At 64.8% G+C, this 20,253-nt stretch carries 24 protein-coding genes; 11 read left to right on the forward strand and 13 right to left on the reverse strand.

What is annotated here, in order from left to right; all coding sequences use genetic code 11:
- Nucleotides 1–27: 27 nt before the first annotated feature.
- From MRBLAR12_RS03200 to MRBLAR12_RS03210, 3 genes are all read right to left on the reverse strand, one after another.
- Nucleotides 28–465 carry a cupredoxin domain-containing protein gene (locus MRBLAR12_RS03200; protein WP_364743484.1) on the reverse strand — a complete coding sequence of 146 codons (438 nt, stop codon included), beginning with the start codon at nucleotides 463–465 and terminating at the stop codon, nucleotides 28–30.
- Between the two features lie 122 nt (nucleotides 466–587).
- The gene (locus MRBLAR12_RS03205) at nucleotides 588–1,778 is read right to left on the reverse strand and encodes a Fic family protein (protein WP_364743487.1); all 1,191 of its coding nucleotides are present in this window, start codon (nucleotides 1,776–1,778) and stop codon (nucleotides 588–590) included.
- A gap of 120 nt (nucleotides 1,779–1,898) precedes the next feature.
- The gene (locus MRBLAR12_RS03210; protein ID WP_364743489.1) at nucleotides 1,899–2,780 is read right to left on the reverse strand and encodes a helix-turn-helix transcriptional regulator; all 882 of its coding nucleotides are present in this window, start codon (nucleotides 2,778–2,780) and stop codon (nucleotides 1,899–1,901) included.
- Between the two features lie 206 nt (nucleotides 2,781–2,986).
- Here MRBLAR12_RS03210 and MRBLAR12_RS03215 point away from each other — a divergent pair, with 206 nt between their 5' ends.
- Together MRBLAR12_RS03215 and MRBLAR12_RS03220 are read left to right on the forward strand one after the other, a co-directional pair.
- The gene (locus MRBLAR12_RS03215) at nucleotides 2,987–4,450 is read left to right on the forward strand and encodes an MFS transporter (RefSeq protein ID WP_364743491.1); all 1,464 of its coding nucleotides are present in this window, start codon (nucleotides 2,987–2,989) and stop codon (nucleotides 4,448–4,450) included.
- On the forward strand, nucleotides 4,447–4,842 hold the full coding sequence (locus MRBLAR12_RS03220; protein ID WP_229993308.1) for a nuclear transport factor 2 family protein: 396 nt from the start codon (nucleotides 4,447–4,449) through the stop codon (nucleotides 4,840–4,842). The genes MRBLAR12_RS03215 and MRBLAR12_RS03220 overlap by 4 nt, the downstream gene beginning before the upstream one ends.
- Nucleotides 4,843–4,917: 75 nt before the next feature.
- On the opposite strand, the gene MRBLAR12_RS03225 is transcribed toward MRBLAR12_RS03220, so the two are convergent.
- Nucleotides 4,918–5,310, reverse strand: a complete 393-nt coding sequence (locus tag MRBLAR12_RS03225) for a VOC family protein (RefSeq protein ID WP_229993309.1) — start codon at nucleotides 5,308–5,310, stop codon at nucleotides 4,918–4,920.
- A gap of 198 nt (nucleotides 5,311–5,508) precedes the next feature.
- Between MRBLAR12_RS03225 and MRBLAR12_RS03230 the strand changes: the two genes are divergently transcribed.
- Together MRBLAR12_RS03230 and MRBLAR12_RS03235 are read left to right on the forward strand one after the other, a co-directional pair.
- Entirely contained in the window at nucleotides 5,509–5,895 is a 387-nt protein-coding gene (locus tag MRBLAR12_RS03230) for a hypothetical protein (RefSeq protein WP_229993310.1), read from the forward strand.
- A 139-nt stretch (nucleotides 5,896–6,034) separates the two neighbouring features.
- The gene (locus MRBLAR12_RS03235; RefSeq protein ID WP_229993311.1) at nucleotides 6,035–7,021 is read left to right on the forward strand and encodes an aldo/keto reductase; all 987 of its coding nucleotides are present in this window, start codon (nucleotides 6,035–6,037) and stop codon (nucleotides 7,019–7,021) included.
- Between the two features lie 36 nt (nucleotides 7,022–7,057).
- On the opposite strand, the gene MRBLAR12_RS03240 is transcribed toward MRBLAR12_RS03235, so the two are convergent.
- From MRBLAR12_RS03240 to MRBLAR12_RS03250, 3 genes are all read right to left on the reverse strand, one after another.
- Entirely contained in the window at nucleotides 7,058–7,441 is a 384-nt protein-coding gene (locus MRBLAR12_RS03240) for an SHOCT domain-containing protein (RefSeq protein WP_414645447.1), read from the reverse strand.
- Between the two features lie 115 nt (nucleotides 7,442–7,556).
- Nucleotides 7,557–7,712, reverse strand: coding sequence for a hypothetical protein (locus tag MRBLAR12_RS03245; RefSeq protein ID WP_018773067.1), 156 nt, complete (start codon nucleotides 7,710–7,712; stop codon nucleotides 7,557–7,559).
- A gap of 139 nt (nucleotides 7,713–7,851) precedes the next feature.
- On the reverse strand, nucleotides 7,852–8,328 hold the full coding sequence (locus MRBLAR12_RS03250) for a VOC family protein (protein WP_229993313.1): 477 nt from the start codon (nucleotides 8,326–8,328) through the stop codon (nucleotides 7,852–7,854).
- A 143-nt stretch (nucleotides 8,329–8,471) separates the two neighbouring features.
- On the opposite strand from MRBLAR12_RS03250, the gene MRBLAR12_RS03255 reads away from it, so the two are divergent.
- Nucleotides 8,472–8,915 carry a DUF3054 domain-containing protein gene (locus MRBLAR12_RS03255; RefSeq protein WP_229993314.1) on the forward strand — a complete coding sequence of 148 codons (444 nt, stop codon included), beginning with the start codon at nucleotides 8,472–8,474 and terminating at the stop codon, nucleotides 8,913–8,915.
- Between the two features lie 88 nt (nucleotides 8,916–9,003).
- Nucleotides 9,004–9,285, forward strand: coding sequence for an Lrp/AsnC family transcriptional regulator (locus tag MRBLAR12_RS03260; protein ID WP_090580900.1), 282 nt, complete (start codon nucleotides 9,004–9,006; stop codon nucleotides 9,283–9,285).
- A 100-nt stretch (nucleotides 9,286–9,385) separates the two neighbouring features.
- Here MRBLAR12_RS03260 and trpD read toward each other — a convergent pair whose 3' ends face one another.
- Complete coding sequence (gene trpD, locus MRBLAR12_RS03265) at nucleotides 9,386–10,447, reverse strand: anthranilate phosphoribosyltransferase (RefSeq protein ID WP_229993315.1); 1,062 nt, start codon at nucleotides 10,445–10,447, stop codon at nucleotides 9,386–9,388.
- Between the two features lie 148 nt (nucleotides 10,448–10,595).
- On the opposite strand from trpD, the gene MRBLAR12_RS03270 reads away from it, so the two are divergent.
- From MRBLAR12_RS03270 to MRBLAR12_RS03285, 4 genes are all read left to right on the forward strand, one after another.
- Nucleotides 10,596–11,234 (forward strand): cytochrome c oxidase subunit 3, encoded by a 639-nt coding sequence (locus MRBLAR12_RS03270; RefSeq protein WP_229993316.1) that lies wholly within the window; start codon nucleotides 10,596–10,598, stop codon nucleotides 11,232–11,234.
- Between the two features lie 86 nt (nucleotides 11,235–11,320).
- Nucleotides 11,321–12,109 carry a c-type cytochrome gene (locus tag MRBLAR12_RS03275; RefSeq protein WP_229993317.1) on the forward strand — a complete coding sequence of 263 codons (789 nt, stop codon included), beginning with the start codon at nucleotides 11,321–11,323 and terminating at the stop codon, nucleotides 12,107–12,109.
- A gap of 100 nt (nucleotides 12,110–12,209) precedes the next feature.
- A complete protein-coding gene (locus tag MRBLAR12_RS03280) occupies nucleotides 12,210–13,283 on the forward strand; it encodes a ubiquinol-cytochrome c reductase iron-sulfur subunit (RefSeq protein WP_229993318.1) in 1,074 nt (357 codons plus the stop codon).
- Nucleotides 13,261–14,940, forward strand: a complete 1,680-nt coding sequence (locus MRBLAR12_RS03285) for a cytochrome b (RefSeq protein ID WP_229993319.1) — start codon at nucleotides 13,261–13,263, stop codon at nucleotides 14,938–14,940. Before MRBLAR12_RS03280 ends, MRBLAR12_RS03285 begins: the two co-directional genes overlap by 23 nt.
- A gap of 99 nt (nucleotides 14,941–15,039) precedes the next feature.
- On the opposite strand, the gene MRBLAR12_RS03290 is transcribed toward MRBLAR12_RS03285, so the two are convergent.
- On the reverse strand, nucleotides 15,040–15,831 hold the full coding sequence (locus tag MRBLAR12_RS03290; RefSeq protein WP_229993320.1) for a GntR family transcriptional regulator: 792 nt from the start codon (nucleotides 15,829–15,831) through the stop codon (nucleotides 15,040–15,042).
- A 294-nt stretch (nucleotides 15,832–16,125) separates the two neighbouring features.
- On the opposite strand from MRBLAR12_RS03290, the gene MRBLAR12_RS03295 reads away from it, so the two are divergent.
- Nucleotides 16,126–16,419 (forward strand): HPr family phosphocarrier protein, encoded by a 294-nt coding sequence (locus MRBLAR12_RS03295; protein WP_229993321.1) that lies wholly within the window; start codon nucleotides 16,126–16,128, stop codon nucleotides 16,417–16,419.
- Nucleotides 16,420–16,594: 175 nt separating this feature from the next.
- Here MRBLAR12_RS03295 and MRBLAR12_RS03300 read toward each other — a convergent pair whose 3' ends face one another.
- The 4 genes from MRBLAR12_RS03300 to MRBLAR12_RS03315 all read right to left on the reverse strand — a co-directional run bounded on the left by MRBLAR12_RS03300 (nucleotide 16,595) and on the right by MRBLAR12_RS03315 (nucleotide 20,194).
- Nucleotides 16,595–16,996, reverse strand: coding sequence for a cytochrome c oxidase subunit 4 (locus tag MRBLAR12_RS03300; protein WP_026537311.1), 402 nt, complete (start codon nucleotides 16,994–16,996; stop codon nucleotides 16,595–16,597).
- Nucleotides 16,993–18,714, reverse strand: a complete 1,722-nt coding sequence (ctaD, locus tag MRBLAR12_RS03305) for a cytochrome c oxidase subunit I (protein WP_229993322.1) — start codon at nucleotides 18,712–18,714, stop codon at nucleotides 16,993–16,995. The genes MRBLAR12_RS03300 and ctaD overlap by 4 nt, the downstream gene beginning before the upstream one ends.
- A gap of 10 nt (nucleotides 18,715–18,724) precedes the next feature.
- Nucleotides 18,725–19,597, reverse strand: coding sequence for a cytochrome c oxidase subunit II (coxB, locus tag MRBLAR12_RS03310; RefSeq protein WP_229993323.1), 873 nt, complete (start codon nucleotides 19,595–19,597; stop codon nucleotides 18,725–18,727).
- Nucleotides 19,598–19,804: 207 nt separating this feature from the next.
- On the reverse strand, nucleotides 19,805–20,194 hold the full coding sequence (locus MRBLAR12_RS03315; protein ID WP_090580934.1) for a HesB/IscA family protein: 390 nt from the start codon (nucleotides 20,192–20,194) through the stop codon (nucleotides 19,805–19,807).
- Nucleotides 20,195–20,253: the final 59 nt, after the last annotated feature.

Below are 20,253 nucleotides of genomic sequence, written 5' to 3' on the forward strand. Positions count from 1 at the left end.
AAGAACGCGCCCCCGCCGGCGTCGTCCTCATTTGACGGTCAGCGAGCCGTGCATGTTGGAGTGGTACGTGCAGTGAAACGCGTATGTGCCCGGCACGGAAGGCGCCTTGAATGTGGCCGTACCGCCGTTTTCCTTGACCTCGACATCGAAGAGCGTCGCATCCTGGTCTGCGGTCACCGTGTGCTCGGCAGTGTCCATGTTCACCACCTTCACCTCAGCACCGGGCGCGACCGAGCCAGGGATCTCGTAGGCGAAGTTGCTGATCGTGATTGTCGCGGCGGCGGCGTTTGCCGGCCCTGAAGCGGTAGATCCCGCCGGGGCGGACGGTTCCATCGACATACTGGGAGAGGTCCCGGCCGTCGTGGCAGGGGCCGACGCCGGTGTTCCACCGCCTCCGGCACAGCCGCTCAGCCCGATCAGGACCGTGGCCAGCACAAGTGCAGTCCGTGTGTTATTGGTTGTCATGATGTGCCGTCCTCGACGCTGGAGGGGGCTCGGGAAACAGCCCGGCTTCCTTTCATTCTGCATCCGCCACCATCAAAAAGCACCGCCAAACCACGGGCCGGCAGCGGGACGTCGTCGCCCCCTCAGCCAGTCTTTCCGGCGTCTGCCAGCCGGTTGTTGAGCCGGTCCACCTCGTCGAGGACTTCAGTCGCCGCCCAGGCACGGCTGCGCTTTGACTGGGTGACCGGGGTGATGACCCCGGCACTGGAGAGCCTCTGCAGCGCGGCGTAGACGGAGCTTTCGGCGACGCCGGCAATATGGGCAGCGCTGTGGGCCTCGAACACGGGCCGCACCAGAAGCCACGGAATGATCTTCTCGTCCGCGGATCCCCTGCGTGGCCTGGCCAGCTCCAGCCACATCGCCGGCAGGGCATCGAGTGCGGCCACGGATTCCCGGGCGGCGTCCGAGGCGCGGACCGCGGAACGGGCCAGGTAGAGCACGAACGGATCGGCGTCACCGGAGCGGTAGTTGTTGACGAGGCTGAAATACGTGTCGACGTCGGCGACCATCGCCGACGCGATCGGGGTGACCGTGTTCTTTGTGAGCCCGCGACGCCGGGAAATCGCGCCGATCAAGGCCCGGCCGATCCGGCCATTGCCGTCGGTGAAGGGGTGGATGGATTCGAAGTGGGCGTGCGCGATTGCCGCCTGCGCCATGATCGGTACATCGCGGCGGTTGCAGAAGACCATCAGGTCCTCCATCAGGTCCGGCACGAGCTCCGGCGGGGGCGGGACGTGGATGGCGCCGCGCGGCGAATGGTCGCTGCCGCCGATCCAGTTCTGAACGTCCCTGAATTTGCCGGCGTGTGGGCCGTCCATCGGGTCGTCTTTCATGAGCGTGTGATGGGCACCCAGCATTGCCTCCAGCCGGATCTCCCCGGTTCGCCCGGCGTCGTCGATCATCCCTTGTACGGCGTCGGCTGCCGCTACCATGGAGCGGGCGTCATCACTGGCCTTGAGCCCGATCATGGCCCGGGCGTAGTCGTCACGGTTGGCGTTGACGTGCTCGATTTTAGAGGAGGAAACGGCCTCACTGCGGAGAAGGAACCCGCTGATGGCGGCCATCCGGGTGCCGGCCGTGACGTCCAGGGACGCTATGGCAACGGCGGCCTCTTCAAGGGCGACAATGGTCTCGCGCCCCGGATCGAACCAGCTCCGGGCGATCATGGGTGGCAGCGAGACGACAACCTCGGTGAATTCCCGGTCTTCGCGCGGCGGCCGCCCGGACGACTTCCACGGCATCGTCTTGCTGCCGTGCGCGGGCCAACGGGTCATGGATCCTCCGGAAGTCTAAATAGCCACCCTAGCTATTTAGATTTTAGGGGTCAAACATGAATAGTGCGACGAGTTGCTGGGGAAACCAACACCCGCGTCCCGCAACGCGGGATCTTTCCTTCAGTCGGAGTGGGAGGCGACGACGGGAATCTCGGCGGTGGACGTCGCAGCCCAGCTGGCCAGCAGTTTCAGGCGTTCCTCGGTCGCGGAGCCGGGTTCGGCGGTGTAAGCGAACATTGTCCAGCCGGGGTTGGTCGGCAGCTCCATCGCCTCGTACGTGAGTTCGAGATCGCCGACCACGGGGTGATGGATACGTTTGAAGCCGGTTCTGTGAAGCCGGACATTGTGGGCTGCCCAGCGGGTACGGAAGTCCTCGCTGCGCGTCGCAAGCTCCCCGACCAGATCCGAGAGTCCCTTGTCGTGCGGGTCCTGGCCCGCGGAGCTGCGCAGGACGGCGACGATATCGTTGGCGCTCCGCTCCCAGTCGGGAAAGAAGCTCCGGGCCTCCGGATCGAGGAACACGAAGCGGGCGCTGTTGGCGGGCCGGGCACTGCCGGTCAGCAGGGGCGCGTACAGTGCACGGCCGAGCGCGTTGGCGGTGATGAAGTCCATGCGTTCGTTGCGCACCCAGACGGGCGCACCGGTAATGCAGTCCACGAACCGTTGCAGGCTGGGCCGCACCTCCTGCGGCTTCGCCGGACGCCGGCGGCGGGCCGGCCCGGGCTGCGCGGCACGGGCGAGAGCGAACAGGTGTGCAGTCTCGGCTTCGTCCAGCCTCAAGGCGTGCGCAATGGATTCCAGTACTTCATCGGAGACCCCGCTGAGGTTTCCGCGTTCCAAACGCGCGTAGTAGTCGACGCTGACCGAGGCCAGGGTCGCCACCTCCTCGCGGCGCAGCCCCGGGACGCGGCGGTTGCTCCCGACGATCAGATTGACCTGTTCCGGTGTCACTTTCGCGCGGCGCGTGCGCAGGAATTCACTCACGTCATTTCGGCTCTCCATGCTCTCAGGCTACGGCCGGTGATGGAAGTGTGGGAGGGCCTGTCAGTACACCTCTCGGCGCGGGAACCGGGGCTGAAGGGTGGTCTGGGAGTGCGTGGACCAGCAGTGACTCCCGCTCCGTGGCTTTCTGCGGTGTTGTTGATAGTGCGGGCCGCCGCCTGACTGACTCTCAGAAACACCACACCATCCGACCACGAAGGACCACCGTGCCCACCACCACAGCCGCGTCCGCCACCCGGGTCCGCCCGACGGCGATCCTGGCGATCATCCTTGTCAGCTACTTCATGATCATCCTGGACAACTCGATCATCTTCACAGGCCTGCCCAGAATCCAGGCTGAAATGGACCTTTCGGCCACCGCACTGTCCTGGGTCCAGAACGCGTACACGCTGGTGTTCGGCGGACTGCTGCTGCTCGGGGCCCGCCTCGGCGACATTCTGGGCCGCCGTCGCGTGTTCATCGGCGCTCTCGCGGTCTTCGCCCTTGCGTCCCTTCTGGTCGCAGCCGCCCCCAGCGACGAGTGGCTGATTACTGCTCGGGCACTCCAGGGAATTGGCGCAGCAGTCGTGGCCCCCTCCTCGCTCTCTCTGCTGACGGCTACGTTCGCTGCCGGCCGGGAGCGCACCCGCGCCGTGGCATCCTACGGCGCCGTCGCGGGAATCGGGGCCAGCCTGGGCCTCGTCGTCGGCGGCGCGCTTGCCGAATGGGTTTCCTGGCGGGCGGGGTTCTACGTGAACGTGCCCATCGGAATCGCCATGATCATCGCCGCGGTCAGGTTCATCCCGGAATCCCCGCGGGCCTCCGGCCGCTTCGATTTCACCGGCGCCGTGGCGTCGACCCTTGGCATGGGCGCCCTCGTCTTCGCGATCGTCAACTCCGTCGACGCCGGCTGGGCGGCGCCCGAAACGGCCACGGCCCTGATCGTGGCAGCGTTGCTGCTAGGCCTGCTGGTCCTCAACGAATGGAAGGTCAAGCAGCCGATCATGCCGCTGCACCTCTTCGCCAGCCGGGAACGGGCCGGCGCCTACTACACAGCGCGCCTCCTCTTCGCCGGCACTATGATCGGCTTCTTCTTCTTCACCACCCAGTTCCTGCAGGGCGTCTACGGCTACAACCCGCTCCAGGCCGGCGTCGCATTCCTCCCCATGACGATCGTGAACTTCTTCGTCGCGCTGGGCGTCCCGCGGCTCACCCACCGGTTCGGCAACGCGATTCTGCTCGCTGCCGGGCTTGCCGTAACCCTTGGCGGCGTGTTCTGGCTGAGCAGGATCACCGCCGCGACCCCGTACCTCACCGGGGTTGCAATGCCGCTGGTGCTGATCGGAATCGGCCAGGGCCTCGCCTTCGCCCCGCTCACGGCCGCGGGGCTCGCGGGAGTCACCGCCAAGGACGCCGGAGCAGCCTCGGGGCTCGTCAACACTTCGCACCAGCTCGGCAGCGCCCTCGGCGTCGGTGTCCTCGTCGCGCTCTCGGCCAACGCCGGCTCGCTCGCCGCCAGCGCGGCGGTCGCCTACACGGGCGGTTCCGGCATGCTGGCAGCGGCCCTGGCGGCCGTCCTCATCCTCATCGTCCCGGCCGAGCGATCGGCCCGGCGCGCCGCCCGTGCCAGGTCCGCCCCTTCCAAGGGCCCCTTGCTGACACCCGTTCAATCAAACCGGAGCACACCATGACAAACGACACTGGCAACTACGAGCCTTCGGATGCCGCAGCGGCCATCAAGAAGGCCAACGCTGATCTGAACCGCTGGATGGTCCAGGGACGCACTGACCGGCTCGAGGAGTTGCTCGACGACGGCTTCGTCCTTGTACATATCACCGGGTACGTGCAGTCCAAGGCCGAGTGGCTGGCGCAGATTGACTCCGGCGAAATGACCTACCACGGCATCCGTGAGCAGTCGGTCAAGGTTGAGGTCCACGGCGATACGGCCGTCCTTGTCGCCAGAAATCTCGTCGACGCAACGATCTGGGGGTCACGGGCGACGTGGCCCCTGGAAATGACGACGCCGTTCGCGAAGCAGGAAGGACGCTGGCGGCCGACGCGCTCCCGCGCCATCACCTACTAACGGTCGGCGCGTAGCGGCAGAAGGAAAGGCAGAAGCACGCCGTCGAGCGCGCCGGCCGCGTCCGCTTCCAGCCGCCTAGCGCTGAAAGGCTTCCCGAACGTCCGGCGGCGTAGCTTCCTGTATCACCCAGCGGTTGCCGTCCGGGTCGCTGAAGTAGGCGAAGGCGATTCCACCGATGTCTTGGACGTCGCTGATCTCTGCTCCCCGCCGGAGTAGCTCAGCCCGTGCCGATGCCATGTCGGGGACCACCAACTGCAGTCCTTCCAGGCTGCCCGGCGGCATGCTGGTCATTCCCGTGCCGATGACGATGGAGGCGGCGGAGCCGGGCGGCGTGAGTTGGACAACCCTCATGCCCGGTATGTATTCGACATCATGGTCCAGGGCGAACCCGAGCCGGTCTGTGTAGAACGACTTGGCCTTGTCCACATCACTGACGGGTACTTGCACGACCTCGAGGCGCATCTCCATGCGCCTTACAGTACCCCGGTTTGCACGTACGCACGGGGGCCGGGGATCAGTCGAGGAATTCGGGACGGCGTTCCTTCGATCTCGTGATGGGAGTGCTAGTTTTGCCGCAAGACGCGCTTCCCGGGACGAACCGGCAGTGACAGCCGTGTGCCCGCCGCTCGCGAGATTGCTTGGGACTGGACAGGGGACTGGTTTTTGATGGCAGTTGATCAGCTTTTCGCAACACTCGCCTGCGCCCTTCTAGCCGGCTTGGCCATCTTCCAGGCCGCACTCATCGGTGGAGCTCCGCTCGGGAGGATGGCGTGGGGCGGACAACACCGTATCCTGCCTGCCAAACTCAGAATCGGGAGCGCCCTGTCCATAGCTGCGTATGCCCTTTTCGCCTATGTAGCGCTGGCCAAGGCCGGCCTTGTCCTGCCGTTGGTCAGCGAAGCCTTTACTTCAATCACTGTGTGGGTGATGACGGCATACTTCGCGCTCGGCGTCGTCATGAACGGGATCTCCCGCAGCAAACCCGAACGCCTCGTCATGACCCCCACAGCGCTGGCCCTCGCAGCCACCTACCTGGTCCTTGCACTTCACTGAGCTCCGGCCTGGGGCTGCGGGATCCCTTGAGGGGTGCCCTGCCGGTACACCTTTCACCAGGGTCTCCCACGTGGCCGCAACGGCAAGTTGACTGGAGACGCTGAACCCGACTCCCCGCACAACGATCAAAGGAGACAAGATGCACACGCGAACTCTCGGACAGGGCTTGCAGGTCTCGGCCATCGGTCTTGGCTGCATGGGCATGTCACAGGGCTACGGTCCGAACCCCGGAGACCGCCAGACGATGCTCGAGGTGCTCCGCAACGCCGTCGAGATCGGAATCAACTTCTTCGACACCGCAGAGGTATACGGGCCCTTCGTCAATGAGGAACTCGTCGGCGAGGCGCTCGCCCCGGTGCGGGCCGAGGTGGTGATAGCGACCAAGTTCGGCTGGCGGATCGAGGACGGCAAATCGGTAGGACTCGACAGCTCCCCCGAGCGGATCAAACGGGTCGCCGACGAGTCGCTGCGCAGGCTCCGCGTCGACACCCTCGACCTTTTCTACCAGCACCGGGTCGACCCGAATGTGCCTATCGAGGAAGTCGCGGGCACCGTCGGCGAACTGGTCGAGGCCGGCAAGGTCCGCCACTTCGGCCTTTCCGAAGCCTCCGCCGCCACCATCCGGGCTGCACATGCTGTCTTCCCGGTGACGGCCGTGCAGAGCGAGTACTCCCTGTGGACACGGGATCCGGAACCGGAGGTGCTGCCAACGCTGGCCGAACTGGGCATCGGGTTCGTACCCTTCAGCCCGCTCGGCAAGGGCTTCCTCACCGGCACCGTCAACCCCTCGACGTCATTCGCAGACGGCGATATCCGGGGCACTATCCCCCGCTTCACCGCCGAGAACCGGGCCGCGAACCAGGCCCTCGTGGACCACGTCGCCGGTCTCGCCGGCGCCAAGGGTGCAACCCCCGGCCAGGTGGCACTGGCCTGGCTGCTGGCCCAGCAGCCGTGGATCGTCCCGATCCCCGGGACCAGGCGGCGCGGGCGCCTCGAGGAAAACGCGGCCGCTACCGCCGTCGCGCTCTCTGCCGACGAGGTCGCCGACTTGAATGCGGTGGCACGCCGGATCGGTGTGCAGGGGAACCGCTACAACGACCTCCATATGGGCCTCGTCGGGCGATGACACGGGCGAAAATGCGCCCTCAGGACGGCCGGCCGGTCAGGCCTGGCTCAGCGCCTTGGCCTTGACAGCGTCGAACTCGCTCTGGGTCAGCGTGCCGGCGTCGAGGAGCTCCTTGGCCTTGGCGATTTCCTGGGTGGGGGATGCTGTGGCGACGGAGCGGATGTACTCGTTAGTGGCGGCTTGGGCCTGTTGTGCACTCCTGGCCTGGCGCTCGGCCATGCTGCGGCCCCGCGCGATCAGGTACACAAGAACCGTGAGGAACGGCACGAAGACGAGGAAAATGATCCACACGGCCTTGAGCCAGCCGTTGAGCTCGTGGTCCCGGAAAATGTCGGTGATAACTGCAAACAGCGCGAAAAGGTAGGCGACGAACGCGAATCCCCAAAAGAACAGCCAAATGACGCTCCAGAATTGCTCCACGGGAGCCATCCTTTCGTTCTGAGGAAGCCCTGCTGGCATTCCTTACGCGCCAAGGTAGTCCGCCGGCATATCCGCTGTAAGGACCATAAGGCCTGAATTTGCCGAGGTGGCGGGCCTAGAAGAAGTGCAGCTCACTGGCCGCGTCCGGGGAAGGATGCACCACGGGAGCTTGGCCCAGTTCGAGCAGGATGTCGTTAATGCTCAGCTGGCCGTCCAGCTGAGGATCCAGCTGCACCGGGACAACAGCCTCCGGAACGGCGTCGCTACTCATGCCACGATCATATGTGCGGACCGCCCCGGAGCCCGCGGGCCACGCCGACCGGGGGTCAGGGCGGGCCTGGCCCGGTCCGCCGCACCGGAATACGGCGCGGCGGACCAACCGGCGCCGGGCGCCGGGGGCATAAGTGGCGTCAGTCGCCGTCGTAAGCGGACTGAAGGGCGGCGATGTCCAGCTTGCGCATTCCGAGCATCGCCTGCATGGCGCGCTGGGCGCCGTCGGGGTCGGGGCCACCGATCAGTTGTCCCAGCACGGCCGGCACAACCTGCCACGAGACCCCGTACCGGTCCTTGAGCCAACCGCACTGGCTTTCCTGGCCGCCGTCGGTCAGGGCCGACCAGTACCGGTCCACTTCTTCCTGCGACGCGCAGTCGATGACAAAGGACACCGCCTCCGTGAAGGTGAAGGCCGGTCCCCCGTTCAATGCCGTGAAGGTACGCCCGTCAACCTGGAAACGGACGGTAATCGCCTGGCCGGCCGGCCCGGGACCGCCCTCGCCATACCGGGAGACGTCGAGGATTTTGCCGCCGTCGAAGACGGAGACGTAGTATTCGGCGGCTTCCTCGGCCTGGCTGTCGAACCACAGGCAGGTGGTGATTTTTTCGCTCACAGCGCTCCCCTTGCGTTCGCCCGTGCCACCGGCTGGCTCCGGCGGCGATCAGCGGCATGGGACCGAGCCTAGCCCCACGGTGATTTCACGCACAACGACTTCCGCCGGCCGGACGTCATCCGGACGGGACTAGGCTTGGTTGTATGCCTTCTCCAACACCCAGACTCCCCCGTCCGTCCGCCCAGGATGCTTCCAGTACGGGCCTTCGGCCCGCGCAGACAGCCGCACTGGCCGCCTCCGCTGATGCGCTCCTGATCCTGCTCTTCGCGGCGATTGGGCGCGACGCGCACCAGCGGGGGGAAATCATCACCGGCGTCTTTGCGACGGCGTGGCCGTTCCTGGTGGGCGCGGCACTGGCATGGCTCGCCCTCCGGCTGTGGCATGACCCCCTGCGGGTGTGGCCCGCCGGCGTCGCCGTCTGGCTCGGAACTGTCGGCGTCGGCATGATCCTGCGAGCCGTCACCGGGCAGACAGTGGTGCTGCCTTTCATCATCGTCGCCCTGGTGAGCCTGGGCGTTTTCCTCCTGGGTTACCGCCTTGTGGCCGCAGGGGTGCGGCGGTTGCGTTCACGCCGCCGCCAGGGCTGATGCACTAGGCTTGCAGAAGATGGCAGCGCCCGGACACGGGCCGCCGACAGGCCCGCAAACGGCGCAACCGATCCGGAAAGGCTCACACGTGGTCACCGCATTCGTCCTGATCAAGACAGACGCTTCACGCATCCCGGAGACCGCCGAGGAAATCTCCGCCATCGCCGGTATCAGCGAGGTCTATTCCGTCACGGGCGAGTGGGACCTGATCGCCATCGCCCGGGTCGCCAAGCATGAAGACCTGGCAGAAGTCATCGCAGACAAGCTCTCGAAGGTCCGGGGCGTCGCCCACACCACCACGCAGATCGCCTTCCGCGCTTACTCACAGCACGACCTCGACGCCGCCTTTGCCCTCGGGTTCGAGCAGTAGCGGGCAACCAAGCAGCTTCAGCGCTACGCAGGACGGGCCCGGCATAATCTGCCGGGCCCGTCCTTCTTGGTCTGTGCCTTCTGTACCAGCCTGGCGGCGCCTAGGCGGTCTGCGACAGAGCGACCCACCTGTCCAGCACCGCGGCCGCGGCACCGGATTCAATGGACTGCTCGGCGCGTTTGAACGCCGCGGCCATCCGCTCCGCCAGCGGGCCCACGGCGTCGAGGTCGAACGCGACCAGCCCGGCCGCGGCGTTGAGCAGCGCAGCATCACGGGCCGGCCCCGGCGCACCGCCAAGGACAGCGCGGACGACGGCGGCATTGGCCACGGCGTCACCGCCGCGCAACTCCTCCAACGTGGCCGTCCGGATGCCGAGGTCGCGCGGATCAAACATCTCTTCCGTGACCTCGCCGTTGCGGATCTCCCACACGCGCGACGGGCCGGTGGTGGTGAGCTCATCCAGGCCGTCATTCCCTCGGAAAACCAGGCCGCGGCTGCCGCGCTTGGCCAGCACCCCGGCCACCAGGGGCGCCATCTGCTCATTGGCGACGCCCACGGCCGAGGCCTGGACATGTGCCGGGTTGATCATGGGGCCCAGGAAGTTGAACGCCGTCGGAACGCCGATTTCGCGGCGGGCGACGGCAGCATGACGCATCGAGGGGTGGAACACCTGGGCGAAGCAAAACGTGATTCCCGCCTCTTCGGCGTTGAGCGCCACGCGGGGAATGGGAAGATCCAGCCTGACACCGAGGGCCTCCAGGACATCGGCGGATCCGGACGAGGACGACGACGCACGGTTGCCGTGCTTGACCACCCTGGCCCCCGCGCCGGCGGCGATAAGGGCGGCCATCGTGGAGATGTTGACGGTGTTCTGCTGGTCGCCACCTGTGCCGACGATGTCCAGCTTCTCACCGGCAATGTCAATGGGGTTGGCGTTGGCGATCATCGCCTCTACCAGGCCAGCCAGCTCATCCACGGTCTCGCCCTTGGAGCGCAGCGCCACCAGGAATCCCGCCACCTGGGCCGGCGTCGCCTCGCCGGACATGATGGAGTTCATGGCCCACTCAGTACTCCCGGCAGTAAGGTCTGCGCCGCTGATGAGCGCGTTGATGAGCCGCGGCCAGGTGTTGCCTGCCGCCTGTGCAGATGCCTGTGAAGTCACCTCCCGATGCTATCGAGGTCCGCCCCGCAAAGACCAATGTGAACCCCTCCGGGAACTTTTCCGCGCGAATTCGCGTCTTTGTAGAAAAAGTCCTCCGAAAACGCGGTTTGCGTTGGGCAGTACGGACTTTTATAGACATAATGTCTATGTGACATCTGCGACCCATGCCCCCAGTACCCCGGCGCACCCGACGCTGAACCGCCCGAACATGGTTTCTGTTGGAACCGTTGTGTGGCTGTCCAGTGAGTTGATGTTCTTCGCCGGTCTCTTCGCCATGTACTTCACACTCCGTTCGACTTCCGGACTGATGTGGGCCGAAGAGACAGCCAAGCTCAACTTCCCGTTTGCGCTCGTTAATACGATCGTCCTCGTGGCAAGTTCCTTTACTTGCCAGATGGGCGTCTTCGCTGCCGAGCGGCTCCAGCCGCGCCGAACCGGCGGACGCTTCAGCTTTACCCAGTGGGGGATGAACGGATGGTTCATCCTGACGTTCCTCATGGGTTCCTTCTTCGTCGCCGGCCAGGCGACCGAGTACGCCATGCTCGTTTCCGAGCATGTCTCGCTGTCCTCCAACGCCTACGGTTCAGCCTTCTACATAACGACGGGCTTCCACGGCCTGCACGTGATCGGCGGCCTGATTGCCTTCCTGCTCATCATTGGCCGCTCCTTCGCCGCGAAGAAGTTCGGACACTTTGAGGCAACCTCGGCGATTGTCACCTCGTACTACTGGCACTTCGTGGACGTCGTCTGGATTGGCCTCTTCCTGGTCATCTACGTCCTCAAGTAGTCAGACTTGACTCTTTTTCTACAAGAGGCAGAATTTCAAGAAGCGGCTCCCGGAGCCACCGCAGGATCGAATAAAGGAACCACCACGTGAAGGCACTCTCGCAGAAGCGACGTCACCCACTGGCAGCAATTGCACTGCTGCTGATGGGCCTCTTGGTCACGGGTGGGCTGTACGCCGTTGCCACCACCGTCAACCAGGCCAAGGCCGACACCACCACCTACAGCGCAAGCGACGTAGAGGAAGGCGGCAAGCTCTTTGCCGCCAACTGCGCCACCTGCCACGGCATGGGTGCCAGCGGTTCGCAGGCCGGGCCGTCGCTTGTGGGCGTCGGCGCCGCCGCTGTTGACTTCCAGGTCGGCAGCGGCCGCATGCCCATGCAGATGAACGGCCCGCAGGCCTACAAGAAGCCCGCCCAGTTCAATGAGGAACAGACCAAGCAGCTGGCTGCTTACGTTGCCTCCCTCGGCCCCGGCCCGGCCATCCCCGAGGCCGGTGTGCTCGACGAAAAGGGCGATGCCGCCAACGGTGGGGAGCTCTTCCGCACCAACTGCGCCATGTGCCACAACGCTGCCGCCGCCGGCGGTGCACTTACTCGGGGCAAGTTTGCCCCGGCCCTCGCAGGTGTCTCCGGGCAGCACATTTACGAGGCGATGGTCACCGGCCCCCAGAACATGCCGGTCTTCAGTGACGCGAACATCTCCCCCGAGGGAAAGCGCGACATCATCACCTACCTGAAGCAGATTGAGGCCAACGGTTCACCCGGCGGCGCCGATCTTGGTGCTTTGGGACCGGTCTCCGAAGGTCTCTTTGTCTGGATCGCCGGGCTGGGCGTCATCATCGCGTTCACCATTTGGCTGACATCCCGCACGTCATAGGCGGACCTTGCACCTGTAAGAATTTTCTGCTGACCCGTCAGCAGTTTGAATTGAAACCTAACTCGGCACTCGCCGAGACGAGAGAAGGATGAGGCGAATTATGGGCAACCATAGTGACGGCGGTCCGAACGACTCGGGCACCGTAGCTACGGCTGGTCAGAATGAGGTGGAGAAGTTCCAGGATCCTGGAATTCCCCCGCACCGTTTGCGCCTGGCTGACACGGACCCGAAGGCCGCCAAGAAAGCAGAACGGCAGGTAGCCCTTCTGTTCGGCATCTCGGTCGTTGGCACCTTGATATTCCTGGTGGCGTATTTCGCGATCGATCTGGGGCACGACTCCCCGATCGCCACGATCCGTCTCCAGAATGCACTGCTGGGCATCGGCACCGCATTCGCGATGCTGGGCATCGGCACCGGTATCGTCCACTGGGCCAAGGCACTTATGCCGGACCACGAGGTCTCGGAAGAGCGCCACGCGATCCGCACCGAGGAAGACCGCCAGGCTGCCGTGCGCATCGTCGATGACATCGTCGAGGAAACCGGTATCAAGCGCCGGCCACTGATCCGCAACACCCTGCTCGGCGCCGTCGCCCTCGCCCCCCTGCCGGCCCTGGCCATCTTCGGTGACCTCGGCCCCCGGCCGGACGACAAGCTGGCCCACACCCTGTGGGCACCGGCCCCGGACGGCAGGCTCAAGCGGCTGGCCCGCGACCCCGACGGCACACCCATCAAGGCCGCGGACGTCACCATGGGCTCTGCGTTCCACGTCATCCCTGAGGGGCTGAACGAACTGAGCGAGGGAAAGCTGAACGAGAAGGCCAAGTCGGTCGTCCTGCTCATGCGTCTGGACCCCGAGTTGCTCAATCCCTCCCCTGGCCGCGCAGATTGGGCCTACAACGGAATCGTTGCCTACTCGAAGATCTGCACCCACGTTGGTTGCCCTGTTGCCCTGTACGAACAGCAGACCCACCACCTGCTGTGCCCGTGCCACCAGTCAACCTTCGACCTGACTCAGCAGTGCAAGGTTATCTTCGGCCCTGCCAGCCGCCCTCTCCCCCAGCTGCCTATCGCAGTGGACTCCGAGGGCTACCTTGTCGCCACGAGCGACTTCCATGAACCCGTCGGACCGACCTACTGGGAGCGTGAGCAGCATGTCCTCGAACGCAACGCCTGATGCCTCTGTCTTCGTCGCCAAGACGTCGGGCGGCCGCATCACCGACTTCGTCGACCAGCGTGTTGGCGGCTCCGGAATCCTCCGCGAATTCGGCCGGAAGGTTTTCCCGGACCACTGGTCGTTCATGTTCGGCGAAGTGGCGCTCTATTCCTTCGTCATCCTGCTCCTCTCGGGCACGTTCCTGACGTTCTTCTTCGACCCGTCCATGGCGGAGACGCACTACGCGGGTTCGTACACACCGCTGAAGAACGTCGAAATGTCCGTGGCGTACAGTTCCTCCCTGAACATCTCCTTTGATGTCCGCGGTGGGATGTTCATGCGCCAGGTACACCACTGGGCAGCCCTGCTGTTCGTCGCGTCCGTGTCCGTGCACATGCTCCGTGTGTTCTTCACCGGCGCATTCCGTAAGCCCCGCGAACTGAACTGGGTGGTGGGCAGCGTCCTGCTCATCCTGTCCATGGCCGCAGGCTTCACCGGCTACTCACTCCCCGATGACCTGCTCTCCGGCAACGGCCTGCGCATCATCGACGGCGTCATCAAGTCCATCCCGGTCATCGGCACGTACACCTCGTTCTTCCTCTTCGGCGGCGAGTTCCCGGGCACCATGATCATCAGCCGCCTGTACATGCTCCACATCCTCCTGGTTCCCGCGCTCATCCTGCTGATGATCGTGATGCACCTCTTCATGGTGGTTGTGCACAAGCACACGCAGTACCCCGGCCCCGGCCGCAATGACGGCAACGTCGTCGGTTACCCCCTGGGACCTGTTTACGCGGCGAAGGCCGGCGGCTTCTTCTTCATCGTGTTCGGTGTCGTTGCCATCATGGCGGCGTTCTTCACCATCAACCCGATCTGGAACTACGGCCCGTACGACCCCTCCCCGGTTTCTGCAGGCACGCAGCCTGACTGGTACATCGGCTTCGTTGACGGCGCCCTGCGCCTGATGCCGGGCACGATCGGTGACTGGAAGGTCGAGCAGGTGTGGTTCGGCTACATGTTCACCTTCAACGTGCTGCTGCCGGCCCTCGTCCCCGCGGGCATCCTCTTCACCGTCATGTTCGCCTACCCGTGGATTGAACGCTGGATCACCAAGGACAACCGCGAGCACCACGTCCTGGACCGTCCCCGCAATGCTCCTACCCGTACGGCAATCGGCATGGCCGGTTTCGTTTGGTACTGCGTCATGTGGGCAGCCGCCGGCTCGGACCTCATCGCCACCCACTTCCACGTGGCCCTGAACGATGTGACCTACTGGCTGCGCGCGCTGTTCTTCATCGGCCCGGTTATCGCCTTCATCGTCACGAAGCGCGTTGCCCTGGCGCTCCAGCGCAAGGACCGCGAGATTGCCCTGCACGGCCGCGAAACCGGCCGCATCGTGCGCCTGCCGCACGGAGAGTTCATCGAGGTCCACGCCCCGCTGGATGAATACAAGCGCTACAAGCTGGTCGGCTTCGAGTCGCCGGCCCCGCTGCCCGCGGTGCCGAACGAGCACGGCGTCGTGGACCGCAAGGAAAAGCGCCGCGCGAAGCTGTCCCGCTGGTTCTTCGAAGACCGTGTTGCCCCGGCCACTCCCGCAGAACTGGAGGCCGCTCACGGCCACCACGGCGCCCACGAGGCCGTCGAGGCGGCAGAGTCTCAGAAGACGCTGAGCCACTAAGCAGCACCAAGCAAGACAGCTAGACAGGAAGGCCCGGTCCCCTTGGGGACCGGGCCTTCCTGTGTTTCTGCTGCCTATCGAACAGCTGCGTTGTTGTGGCTACGGACGGTACCCCGAGGCGTAGTTGCGGGTGGGCCGGACGCCGGGGCGCTGCAGGGGCACCCAGAGCTTGTAGCGGTCAGCCCGGTAATAGGACACGGAGTAGTCCACCATGGCGCGGGCCACGAACGCATGGCGCTGGATCTTCAGCAGCGGAGTTCCAACCTCGACATTCAGGAGCCGGGCTGTCGACGGGGATGCGGCCGTCGCCTCGATCATGTCCTCCCCCCATTCCATCACCAGCCCGTAGCGTTCGCTCAGCACGTTGTAGAGGGATGTGGGCGGCTCGCCGTCGAGCAAGCCGGGGACCCGGTGGGCCGGGATGAAGTTCTCGTCCACGCTCATTGGCTCACTGTCGGCCAGCAGGAGGCGCCGGAACCGGACCAGGGGCGTCCCCTCCTCCAACTGCAGCTCCCGGGCCAGGAAGGCGCTGGCGCTAATCTGCTCAAAGCTCAGCACTTTGGCGGCCGGGACCATGCCGCGGCGCTGCATCTCTTCGCTGTAGGAGGTCAGCTTTACCTGGAGATCCAGTTTGGGTTTGCGCACGAACGTGCCCAGCCCAACGACGCGCTCGATGACTTCCTCGCCCACGAGGGCATCGATTGCCTGGCGGACGGTCATCCGGGCAAGGCCGAAGCGCTGGGCGAGGTCTCGTTCGGACGGCAGCGCGGATCCCGGCGGGCAGGCGGCAGCGATGTGCGCCCGCAGGATTTCCCGGAGTTGCACGTAGATCGGCACCCCGCTCTGACGGTCGATCTCGCCGATCATCTTGGATGCGTTAGAGGACGCCATGGTTCAGCCTCCGATTGGGGCACGACGCGGGAAAAACACTCATATCTCAAGGGTAAGCCCGCGGCCCGGCAGGTCTAGACCACTGTCGACTCAAGTCGTGCGGGCCCCGCCCCCGCGGCTACCCTTGAAGTTGCAGACCGGAACCGGGGCAATGGCGCCCGCCCAGTCTGCTGGAACGCCAGTTCTGGGCACGCCTGCCTAACCGGACGCCTGCCGTAGGGAACAGCCCGTCCCGCAGCACCACCTATAGACCAGCACCACCTACTGAACCAACACCAGCATGAGGGAGTCCCGTTGCCAGTTCGCAAGGCAATTGTCACGGCCGCCATCGGCCTCCACGCCCGGCCGGCGGCAGTATTTGTCCGGGCCGTCACGGCCACCGGCCTCCCGGTGACCATCAGCAAGGACGGCAGGCCCGGCGTCGACGCCCGCTCGCTGCTGGAGGTCATGACGGAAGACTTCGAGTGCGGCTGCGAAGTGGAACTGGCCGTCGCGGCGGAGGCCCTCCCGGCGTTCTGCAGCCTTTCGGAGGCCGAGGGTGCGCTGGAGGACCTCCGGATCCTCCTGGAGTCGGCAGCCGCAGCCTGAGCCTTCCAGACCCGCACCGCACCACGCTCCCGCACCACACGCCCGCGCAGCAGGCACACTAGACCCGCGCAGGCGCGCGCCGCGGCCCGTACTGGGGCACAAACGACGGCGGGCCCCACCAATGGTGGGGCCCGCCGTCGTGCAATCTGAATTTTAGTCCGGGTGGACGTGGACGCTAGTGCGCGTGGTCACCGCGGCTGTACTCGTAGACCCAGCCGACGAGAGCCACTACTGCCATTCCGCCGGCGATGAAGACGATCCACCAGCCCACGGCCAGGCCGAGGAACCCGGCGGCGCAGGACAGGCCGAGCATCAGCGGCCACCAGCTCCAGGGACTGAAGTGTCCCTGTTCGCCGGCGCCTTCGTGGATTTCAGCGTCGTTGCGGTCCTCGGGGCGCATGCCCACGCGGCGGCCGGTGAAGCCCAGGTAGGCGCCGATCATGCCGGCGAGCCCGCCAACCAGCAGGATGGCCAGCGCGCCCACCCATTCGGTCCAGTTAGTCAGGTAACCGTAGATGAATGCCACCGGCACGAAGAAGAAGACGCCGTAGCCAAAGATCCTTGATTCGATTTTCACTTGGCAGTGTCCTTCTGGTCGGCGTTACCGAGGGCCGCTGCTGCTGGAGCAGGCGAATCCGCGGTGTAGGACTGGGAGAGCTCCGGGTGGTGCAGGTCCAGGGCAGGACGCTCGGAGCGGATGCGGGGCAGGGACGTGAAGTTGTGGCGCGGCGGCGGGCAGGACGTGGCCCACTCGAGCGAGGCACCGAAGCCCCACGGGTCATCAACTTCCACGCGCTCGTTGCTGCGCCAGGTGATGTAGACGTTCCAGAAGAACGGAATCAGCGAGGCGCCGAGGACGAACGAGGCGATGGTGGAGAACTGGTTCATCCACGTGAAGTTGTCCTGCGGCATGTAATCGGCGTAACGGCGGGGCATGCCCTCGACACCCAGCCAGTGCTGGATCAGGAAGGTGCCGTGGAAACCGAGGAACAGCATCCAGAAGTGGATCTTGCCGAGGCGCTCGTTGAGCATCTTGCCGGTCCACTTGGGCCACCAGAAGTAGAAGCCGGCGAACATGGCGAACACGACAGTACCGAAGACCACGTAGTGGAAGTGCGCCACCACGAAGTAGGAGTCCGAGACGTGGAAGTCCAGCGGCGGCGAGGCCAGGATGATGCCGGTGAGCCCACCGAAGAGGAACGTCGCCAGGAAGCCGATGCTCCACAGCATGGGCGTCTCAAAGGTGATGGAACCGCGCCACATGGTGCCGATCCAGTTGAAGAACTTCACGCCGGTCGGAACGGCGATGAGCATCGTCATGAAGGAGAAGAACGGCAGCAGGACCGAGCCGGTGACGTACATGTGGTGTGCCCACACGGTCACGGACAGCGCGGCGATGGAGATGGTCGCGTAGACCAAGCCCTTGTAGCCGAAGATCGGCTTGCGGCTGAAGACCGGGAAAATCTCAGAGACGATGCCGAAGAACGGCAGCGCGATGATGTAGACCTCAGGGTGGCCGAAGAACCAGAAGAGGTGCTGCCAGAGGACGGCACCGCCGTTCTCAGGATCGAAGATGTGCGCACCAAAGCGGCGGTCGGCACCGAGGGCAAACAGCGCGGCGGCCAGCGGCGGGAAGGCCATCAGGACCAGGATGGAGGTCACAAGGGCGTTCCAGGTGAAGATCGGCATCCGCCACATGGTCATGCCCGGGGCGCGCATGCAGATGATGGTGGTGATGAAGTTGACCGCACCAAGGATGGTGCCGAAGCCGGAGAGCGCCAGGCCGAAGACCCAGAGGTCACCGCCCACGCCGGGGCTGAACGTCGTGTTGGACAGCGGCGCGTAAGCGAACCAGCCGAAGGACGCGGCACCCTGCGGGGTGATGAAGCCGGATACGGCGATCGTGGAGCCGAAGAGGAAGAACCAGAAGGCCAGTGCGTTCAGTCGCGGGAACGCGACGTCGGGGGCACCGATCTGCAGCGGCATGATGACGTTGGTGAAGCCGGCGAACAGCGGCGTCGCGAACATCAGGAGCATCACGGTGCCGTGCATGGTGAACAGCTGGTTGTACTGCTCTTTGGTCTGCAGGATCTGCATGCCGGGCTCGAAGAGCTCGGCACGGATCAGCAGCGCCATGATGCCGCCGAAGCAGAAGAAGATGAACGACGCGATCAGGTACATGTACCCGATCGTTTTGTGGTCGGTCGAGGTGATCCAGTTGACGACGATGCGTCCTTTGGACTTCGGTACAACGGGAGCCTCGAGGGTCCCGGCGGATTGAGTGTAAGTTGCCACGTCGCTCCCCTTACTTGGTTTCGGTCGGGGCCGGGTTGCGGTCGTACTCTTCACCGAGCAGGCCGGTGTTCCCGTCCTGGCGCAGCTTGTTCATGTGCGCCTGGAACTCCGACTCGGAGACAACCTTCACGCGGAACAGCATTTCGGAGTGGTACTCGCCACAAAGTTCGGCGCACTTGCCGTCGTAGGTGCCCTCCCGGGTGGGAGTCAACCGGATGTAGTTGGTCTTGCCGGGAATCATGTCCCGCTTCTGCAGGAAGGCCGGCACCCAGAAGGAGTGGATGACGTCGCGTGCGTTGAGCTCGAGGTCAACGGACTTGTTGACCGGCAGGTAAAGGGTGGGCAGCTTTTCCTTGTCCACGTCGTTACCGGTCAGGTGCGCCTGGACGCCTGCTTCGTGGACGTCCTCAGTGACGACGTCGCCCTTCAGGTAGTTGAAGTCCCATGCCCACTGCTTGCCGCGGACGTCGACGACGACGTCGGCCGGCTGTGAGCGGTCATCGATCGATGCCTGGTCGCGGTCGGTGAAGTAGAAGAACACCAGGACCATGAACAGCGGGATCGTCAGGTAGAACACTTCAAGCGGAAGGTTGAAGCTGTTCTGGCGGGGGAAGCCCACGGTGCCCTTGCGGCGGCGATAAGCGACGACGCACCAGATCATCAGGCCCCAGGTGATGATGCCGACGACCAGCGCGGCAATCCATGAGTTGACCCAGAGGTCCATGATGAGGTCAGTGTGATTGGTGGTGCCACGCTCGGTGGGCAACCAGCCCTTCTGTACCTCTGGTGAACATCCAGTCAAAGCCAACGCGCCGGCTAGTGCCAAGCCAGTGATCGTAGTGATCTTTTTGCGTCGGCTGCCGGTTCGGTTCTGCGAACTCACAGACGGCCCTTCCTACTTGTTGCTGTTGCCCCGCAGATTACGGGCAGGGCAAACGAAAAGTTTTACTACTCGGTGTAGAGCTTACCGCTCTCCAGGAGTTTTCGCCCACATGTCCGCACCGTGCGTCGGGAGCTTTTTGCCGGTGCCGCTCGTTGAGGATCCTGCGGCACTGAGGCCGGGCAAAATGCCCGGCCTCAGTGGAAGGAATTAGTGGAAAGAATCTCCGCAGGCGCAGGACCCGCCGGCATTGGGATTGTCGATCGTGAAGCCCTGCTTGGCGATGGTGTCCTCGAAATCGATGCTGGCACCGCTGAGGTAAGGAACACTCATCTTGTCGACGACGACTTCAACGCCGTCGTAGTCGCGCACCGCGTCCCCGTCGAGCAGCCGCTCGTCGAAGTAGAGCTGGTAGATCAGGCCGGAGCAACCGCCAGGCTGCACGGCAACGCGGAGGCGCAGATCGGTGCGGCCTTCCTGCTCCAGGAGGCTGCGGACCTTTCCGGCCGCGACGTCGGTCAGCTTGACCTCGTGCGTGGCCAGCTCGCCGGCCTGGGCGGCTGTGGTGTCGGCGCTGTTTTCATTGGTTGTAGTGCTCATGGCCTACCTTCTTGCAACGGTGGTGGCGGCCCCGCTAGCACGGTGCCCGCCCCTACTTA

Source organism: Arthrobacter sp. LAR12-1-1.1, from assembly GCF_040676555.1.
In the GTDB taxonomy this organism is placed as follows: domain Bacteria; phylum Actinomycetota; class Actinomycetes; order Actinomycetales; family Micrococcaceae; genus Arthrobacter.

Bases quoted from the DNA above. Each gene is read 5' to 3' on its own strand.
- MRBLAR12_RS03200 (WP_364743484.1), bottom strand. From the start codon at position 465: ATGACAACCAATAACACACGGACTGCACTTGTGCTGGCCACGGTCCTG.
- MRBLAR12_RS03205 (WP_364743487.1), bottom strand. From the start codon at position 1,778: ATGACCCGTTGGCCCGCGCACGGCAGCAAGACGATGCCGTGGAAGTCG.
- MRBLAR12_RS03210 (WP_364743489.1), bottom strand. From the start codon at position 2,780: ATGGAGAGCCGAAATGACGTGAGTGAATTCCTGCGCACGCGCCGCGCG.
- MRBLAR12_RS03220 (WP_229993308.1), top strand. From the start codon at position 4,447: ATGACAAACGACACTGGCAACTACGAGCCTTCGGATGCCGCAGCGGCC.
- MRBLAR12_RS03225 (WP_229993309.1), bottom strand. From the start codon at position 5,310: ATGGAGATGCGCCTCGAGGTCGTGCAAGTACCCGTCAGTGATGTGGAC.
- MRBLAR12_RS03230 (WP_229993310.1), top strand. From the start codon at position 5,509: ATGGCAGTTGATCAGCTTTTCGCAACACTCGCCTGCGCCCTTCTAGCC.
- MRBLAR12_RS03235 (WP_229993311.1), top strand. From the start codon at position 6,035: ATGCACACGCGAACTCTCGGACAGGGCTTGCAGGTCTCGGCCATCGGT.
- MRBLAR12_RS03245 (WP_018773067.1), bottom strand. From the start codon at position 7,712: ATGAGTAGCGACGCCGTTCCGGAGGCTGTTGTCCCGGTGCAGCTGGAT.
- MRBLAR12_RS03255 (WP_229993314.1), top strand. From the start codon at position 8,472: ATGCCTTCTCCAACACCCAGACTCCCCCGTCCGTCCGCCCAGGATGCT.
- MRBLAR12_RS03280 (WP_229993318.1), top strand. From the start codon at position 12,210: ATGGGCAACCATAGTGACGGCGGTCCGAACGACTCGGGCACCGTAGCT.
- MRBLAR12_RS03285 (WP_229993319.1), top strand. From the start codon at position 13,261: ATGTCCTCGAACGCAACGCCTGATGCCTCTGTCTTCGTCGCCAAGACG.
- MRBLAR12_RS03290 (WP_229993320.1), bottom strand. From the start codon at position 15,831: ATGGCGTCCTCTAACGCATCCAAGATGATCGGCGAGATCGACCGTCAG.
- MRBLAR12_RS03315 (WP_090580934.1), bottom strand. From the start codon at position 20,194: ATGAGCACTACAACCAATGAAAACAGCGCCGACACCACAGCCGCCCAG.